This is a genomic window from Methanoculleus sp. DTU007 (assembly GCF_001512385.1).
In the GTDB taxonomy this organism is placed as follows: Archaea; Halobacteriota; Methanomicrobia; order Methanomicrobiales; family Methanoculleaceae; genus Methanoculleus; species Methanoculleus thermophilus.
Genome location: NZ_LFRO01000077.1, coordinates 1 through 5,177, shown reverse-complemented (window position 1 = coordinate 5,177; position 5,177 = coordinate 1). Strand labels below are relative to the sequence as shown.

Below are 5,177 nucleotides of genomic sequence, written 5' to 3'. Positions count from 1 at the left end.
TGTCGTATGCCAGCGGGATGTAACTGCTCCCGACGTTGACCTCTTTGACATCGATGATCCTCTTGCCGAGGGCTGCGGCAACCGCGTCTGCGTCGCTCCGCGCCTGCGCGACAGCGGCGGTCAGGGCCTGCGACCTGAACTGCTGCTGCTTTTCATCACTCAGGGTGAACGCGAACCGGTCGACCCGGTTTGCACCGTTCTCGACCGCAAGGTCGACGATCTCACCGGCACGGTCTACGTCATTGAGCGTGACCTCAAGAGTGTTGATGACGCGGTAGAACTGGATCTTCAGATCAGATGCCCCCGTCTCGGAGGAAAGAGGCCTGTTGTTCTCCCCGGTCACCGGGATGATGTTGTAACTCGCGGTCCTGATATCTTTCTCCGGGATCCCTGCCTTCTTTAAGGCTTTGATCACGGCGTCCATCTTCTCTGCGTTCTGCTGCTGTGCAGTCTTGACGTCGGCATGCTCGGTCTCGACTGAGAACAATATGATGGCCTGGTCGGGTGTTGTCGTCACTTTGCCCGTACCGGAGACATGGATTAACTTTTCTTTTGACTCCGCCGGCTCTGGCGTCTGTGCGGTGACACTACCGATCACCGCTGCGCAGAGGACCATCAGGGCGATCCCCAGAAGTACTATCTTTCCTCGCATAAGCGTCAATCATCTCTTGAATGGGTAAAAATAAATATCTTCCTTTAACTACGATAATTTTCGTAGTTTTCTATCGTCCAATTCTTGATCTGGCCCTCTAAATTTGAATTTCCGTCTGCAGCAACCGCTGCACCGTACCCTGGACCCACCCGACTGCTACGACGGACGAGCGATCTGGATGGCGATGCAGGTGGCTCCACTCACGGTCTCGAGCAGGGCCTAGTGTTCAGGCCCGGTCTGCGACCGGGCCGGGCGGTCCTGCACTCACGTATGGGTCGACTGCAAAAGGAAGTATGGGCGGAGGCAAATTGGTGAAATCCTGCATCACCCTGGCGTTCAGGCCCCCTTCACGCCCGTCCGTAGCCAGTCTCCCTCACCACGGTCTCGATCGCATCGAGCGCCTCTCCGGCGGATTGGTAACGGTCGGTGGGTGTCTTTGCGAGGCAGCGGAGGATGATCTCATCAAACCTGGCTAGGGCAGGGTCAAGATCAGACGGTGGCGCGGGCTGCGCGTTCAGGATCGCTCCGGTAATCCCGGCGATGCCCTCGGAGGCGTAAGGAAGTTTTCCTGTAACCATCTCGTAGAAGACGACACCGAACAGGTAGATGTCGGTTGCGGGCCCGGTCCTCCCGAACTGCTCCGGGGCGATCTGCTCCGGGGCCGCGTAGGCGAGGGTGAATCCGGCGGTGCCATTCTCCCGTGTCTCTTCAGGCCTCGTGCTCATGCCCCAGTCGGCGATCTTCGGCGTCAGGTCCTCCGCAAGAAGGATGTTCCCGGGCTTGATGTCTCGATGGACGATCCCCCGTTTGTGGGCATAAGCCAGCCCGGCGAGAATGCCGGCGGCAATCCGGGCGGCGGTCTTCGGCAGGAGGGGTTTATCGAGGTCTGTGAGACTTTGGGGCAGGTACTCCATCTCGACGTACGGGACAGGGAGGATGTTGACCGAGTAGACCTGCACGATGTTTGGATGCGCCAGTTCCTCCCAGAATCGCATCTCCTTCAGGAAGGTCTTTCCGGTTGCTTCGTCGTAGGCGACCGGAACCTTCACCGCTACAGGCCTGCCGTCGTCACGCCTGACTGCGGAGAAGACCTGTCCGAGCCCGCCTCTCCCGACGAAGGTGATCCGGTCGTAACGTTCGCTCAGTTCGCGCGGGAACCCGGCCGGGTGAGGGAGTACGGTCCGGTTTGGGTCTTGCAGGACGATTGTGCTCGCCGACGAAGCGCCGTGGGGACCTCTCTTCTCCGGTTGCTTGAGGTACCGCGCACCAAGCACGGCTGCCCCGGCGAGAAGGGTTAGGCCCAGAACAATCCCGGTCGGCCCCGGTAATTGGGCGCCGGCTGTCCGGCTGCTCTCCTCCTGTGGCTCCATGTGTCTCCCGGTTGGCGTCTCGGTCATCTCTTCTCCAAGGATCTCGGAGGAGGGGACGGGGGTCGGCGTCACCTGCGGCGTCGTTTTGCCGTTGTTCTTCTTGATCTGACCGGGGGCGCTTGCACTCTTCCTGGGTGCGGTGACATCGTCGACCGGTTTTTTGTCGGCAGCCTTGATGGATGTAGCGTCGGCATTCGCGTGCTCCGGCGGCCCCCCCGCTCCCGAGACTGCGGGGGCGGTCGCGACGATGAGGAGGGTGGCCATGAGGAGCAAGACGGCCGCCCGTTCAGGCCTCATTCGGCGCCGGTACCCCCGGGAACAACAAAGACCAGAGTCGCCCCCATCGCTCCCTTTGCAAGCTCGATCAGGTCCCCGTTATTGAGTTCGCGTCGCCTGCCCTGGTCAAGCGTTGCGCCGTTGACGAACGTGCCCCCGGTGCTGCCACAATCCTCGATGAACCAGACACCCTGTCGCTGGGTGAGCCGGGCGTGCGGCCTTGAGATGCGGGTGACCGCTGCGTAATCTTCACCAAGAACGATCCCCGGCCTCCCAGGGTCGGGTACGGCCGGGTCCGCCCGGCCTACAGCGATACTCTCATCTTCGAGCGGGAAGACCTTGCCGTCCTCTGCCCCTCCCAGAAGGATAAGGACCGGGCAGAGTCCGGCAAACTCTCCCGCGAAGGTCTCCCGCACTCCGGCGAGTTTCTTTGCAAGCATGGCATCAGTGAGTGTCAATTTCAGGTTCGCAAACAGCCCGAGGCTTCGTGTGATCGCCTCAAGCCCCCCGGGCACGAGCGAGTATTTCCAGACTGGATGAACCCCTTTTGCGGTCGGCCGGGAGAGACCCGCCTCTTTCCGGATAACCCCGATGCTCATGAGTTTATCGAGATGTTTCTTTGTGTTCTCATAGCTCGTCTCGATCGCGGCCGAGATCTCCCGAACGGTCTTTGGCGTCCGTTCGATGATTTTGAGGATCTTCAAGCGTGTACTGCTGCTCAACACATCCAGGTACTCGGAGAGCTCCTCCAGATCGTCGGTCTCCATATCGAGGATCAGTGTCCTTGAGTCGTCGTTGCTAGCCATGGTGCCCCCTGCTGTGCCTTCGGTTGCTGTATGTTTTTGTGAGGTTTATGATGAAGGTTATGCAATTTGCCGGACTTTTTGGGTGATCCTCACATCGTAATGCCTCATGTAGTTCCCCGCGACAGTACCCGGGTGTACTTTGGCTCTCTGGATCATCTTTTATACACAAAGTTCGATCGTGGGGGTCATGCTTGATGAGATCGAGGCAACGCAGCAACGGGCTGTGATGGCGGAGATCGAGGAGATGATCCAGTCAATGCCCGAATATACCGGTGTCAGGGAAGCGCTCCTGGCAATGAATTTCATACCTGAGCGAGACGACGCCGATGTCACGGTCTGGGTTCAGCCTGACCTCAAAATCTTTGTCCTGCTCAAAATGAATCTCGGAGGCGGGTATGCCGGATACCGCGTGGGTGTTTATGATGAGCCGGATGACGAGATTGAGGATCTTGCGGTGTATAATGCCCGGTGAAGATCTTTATGATAACTGTTACACTCCCATCTCCTTTCAACCGCCGTAACGGGTCAAAGTTTATCTGGGCGTATGGCGGTATGGTCCTCGTATGCCAAAACTGATGAAGATTGACCGGGATGTGCAGGAGGCTATGAAGGAGAGGGTCCGGGAGGTCGTCACCGTGGATGCACCATACGAGAGGATCCGTGAGGCTCTTTGGGATCTTGGATTCCAGGCGAAAGAGGATAAGCCGGCTCTTGCTCTCTGGGAGAACCCGGAGTACGAACTCTTCCTGATGATCCATGTGAATCCAGAGACCGGTTTATTACAGAATTACGATGTGAGGACGTTTGAGGAGACGGAAGGATATGAGTGAGCACAGGCGCTCAACCTGCTCACAGGGGGATCTGCCGTTATGGGTGAGTTGCAAGGGTTTAGGACTCTAATGCTTACACGCCTGGTGACATTCACCATATGTTTATCCATTTGAACGATGTATGGTTCTTAGAGGTATGCGGATGAAACGAGGAATCCTGGTCGCCTCCTTCCTGGTCCTGATGCTTATGACTGCCCCGGCCGGGGCCTTCAGCGCAGACAACCTTCTGATCGCCGTGGACGAGGATGGGAGTGCAGACGTCACCTTTAACTACACCCTCTCGTGGATTGAGAGGATTGCAGTCTTTCTCAAGATCGCCGAGCCGGAGCAAGAGTTGAAATCCGCGCTTGAGATGGCAACCGGGTCGCCCGTAACGGTGACTTCGGTCGAGGGCGATTCCGCCAGGTTCTCGGTCTTGAATTTTGCGAGAATCGAGAGCACCGATAATGAGACTATCTACTCCACGCCGGGACTTGACTTTACCGGGGCGCAGGAAGTGCTCGACCGCTACTGGTTTGCCGCACTTGTTGAAGCCGACTTCTCCCCTGATCTGACGGTGGTTCGGTTCCCCGATGGCCATGAGGAGACCTTCGCCAATCAGAGCGCTATTCCGGCTCTCTCATATACCATCACCATTCAGTGAACCAATCTCTTCTTTTTCCATACAACGGCGTACGTTAACCTGTGGTTCTGCGTGAACAGGCGTTGAAGAGTGTGCGATACGACGTCACGCGAAGGCACTGGACCGCAAAGATGGACTCCCCGTACTCTCGTGAGAGGAGCGATGAAGTCTCAAAAAAAGAGGGAGATATCTCCCTTACCCAAAGATGTTGAAGATCTGGTCGCTGCCGGTGTCGGCAAGCCGCTTGCGCTCCGCCTGCTCCTCGACGAGCGCGAGCACTGGGAGTTCCATGTCCACACCCGGGGTGTGGCCGAACATCTCCTGGAGATCGACCTGCAGGGCGTGCATGAAGAGCGCGTTTGGAATATCCATCGCGCAGTGCTCCTCGCACTGGCCGCAGTTGATACACGAGTCCGAGATGTGCGCGTAGCGGATCAGGTGGAACATGAACGGCGGCGGGACCTGACCGGGCTCGACCAGGTAGGACTTCTTCGTGCTGCACTCGACGCAGTAGCAGATCGGACAGTTCTCGATGCACTGGTAGCACTTGATGCACCGGCTCGTCTCGTCCATGATCTTCTGGAGGCGCTCCTTGCCTTCGCCGAGTTCCTCGAAGTAGCC

At 58.0% G+C, this 5,177-nt stretch carries 6 protein-coding genes and 1 pseudogene; 3 read left to right on the top strand and 4 right to left on the bottom strand.

The window, feature by feature from the left end; genetic code table 11:
• From ACI94_RS08365 to ACI94_RS08355, 3 genes are all read right to left on the bottom strand, one after another.
• Positions 1–652, bottom strand: a 652-nt coding sequence (locus tag ACI94_RS08365) for an SIMPL domain-containing protein (protein ID WP_286681299.1), incomplete at its 3' end; no start/stop codon positions are given.
• Between the two features lie 347 nt (positions 653–999).
• Complete coding sequence (locus ACI94_RS08360; protein WP_286681298.1) at positions 1,000–2,319, bottom strand: serine/threonine-protein kinase; 1,320 nt, start codon at positions 2,317–2,319, stop codon at positions 1,000–1,002.
• On the bottom strand, positions 2,316–3,104 hold the full coding sequence (locus tag ACI94_RS08355; RefSeq protein ID WP_066958305.1) for an FHA domain-containing protein: 789 nt from the start codon (positions 3,102–3,104) through the stop codon (positions 2,316–2,318). Before ACI94_RS08355 ends, ACI94_RS08360 begins: the two co-directional genes overlap by 4 nt.
• Before the next feature lie 187 nt (positions 3,105–3,291).
• Between ACI94_RS08355 and ACI94_RS08350 the strand changes: the two genes are divergently transcribed.
• The 3 genes from ACI94_RS08350 (at position 3,292) to ACI94_RS08340 (ending at position 4,577) form a co-directional block, all read left to right on the top strand.
• Positions 3,292–3,576, top strand: coding sequence for a hypothetical protein (locus tag ACI94_RS08350; protein ID WP_066958399.1), 285 nt, complete (start codon positions 3,292–3,294; stop codon positions 3,574–3,576).
• A gap of 91 nt (positions 3,577–3,667) precedes the next feature.
• A complete protein-coding gene (locus ACI94_RS08345) occupies positions 3,668–3,934 on the top strand; it encodes a hypothetical protein (protein WP_066958304.1) in 267 nt (88 codons plus the stop codon).
• Between the two features lie 142 nt (positions 3,935–4,076).
• On the top strand, positions 4,077–4,577 hold the full coding sequence (locus ACI94_RS08340; RefSeq protein ID WP_066958397.1) for a hypothetical protein: 501 nt from the start codon (positions 4,077–4,079) through the stop codon (positions 4,575–4,577).
• Between the two features lie 174 nt (positions 4,578–4,751).
• Here the strand turns inward: ACI94_RS08340 and ACI94_RS08335 are convergent.
• Positions 4,752–5,177: pseudogene (locus ACI94_RS08335) on the bottom strand (formate dehydrogenase); the annotation flags it as partial.

Excerpts from the sequence above, each read along its gene's own strand:
- ACI94_RS08360 (WP_286681298.1), bottom strand. The coding sequence starts at position 2,319 with ATGAGGCCTGAACGGGCGGCCGTCTTGCTCCTCATGGCCACCCTCCTC.
- ACI94_RS08355 (WP_066958305.1), bottom strand. The coding sequence starts at position 3,104 with ATGGCTAGCAACGACGACTCAAGGACACTGATCCTCGATATGGAGACC.
- ACI94_RS08350 (WP_066958399.1), top strand. The coding sequence starts at position 3,292 with ATGCTTGATGAGATCGAGGCAACGCAGCAACGGGCTGTGATGGCGGAG.
- ACI94_RS08345 (WP_066958304.1), top strand. The coding sequence starts at position 3,668 with ATGCCAAAACTGATGAAGATTGACCGGGATGTGCAGGAGGCTATGAAG.
- ACI94_RS08340 (WP_066958397.1), top strand. The coding sequence starts at position 4,077 with ATGAAACGAGGAATCCTGGTCGCCTCCTTCCTGGTCCTGATGCTTATG.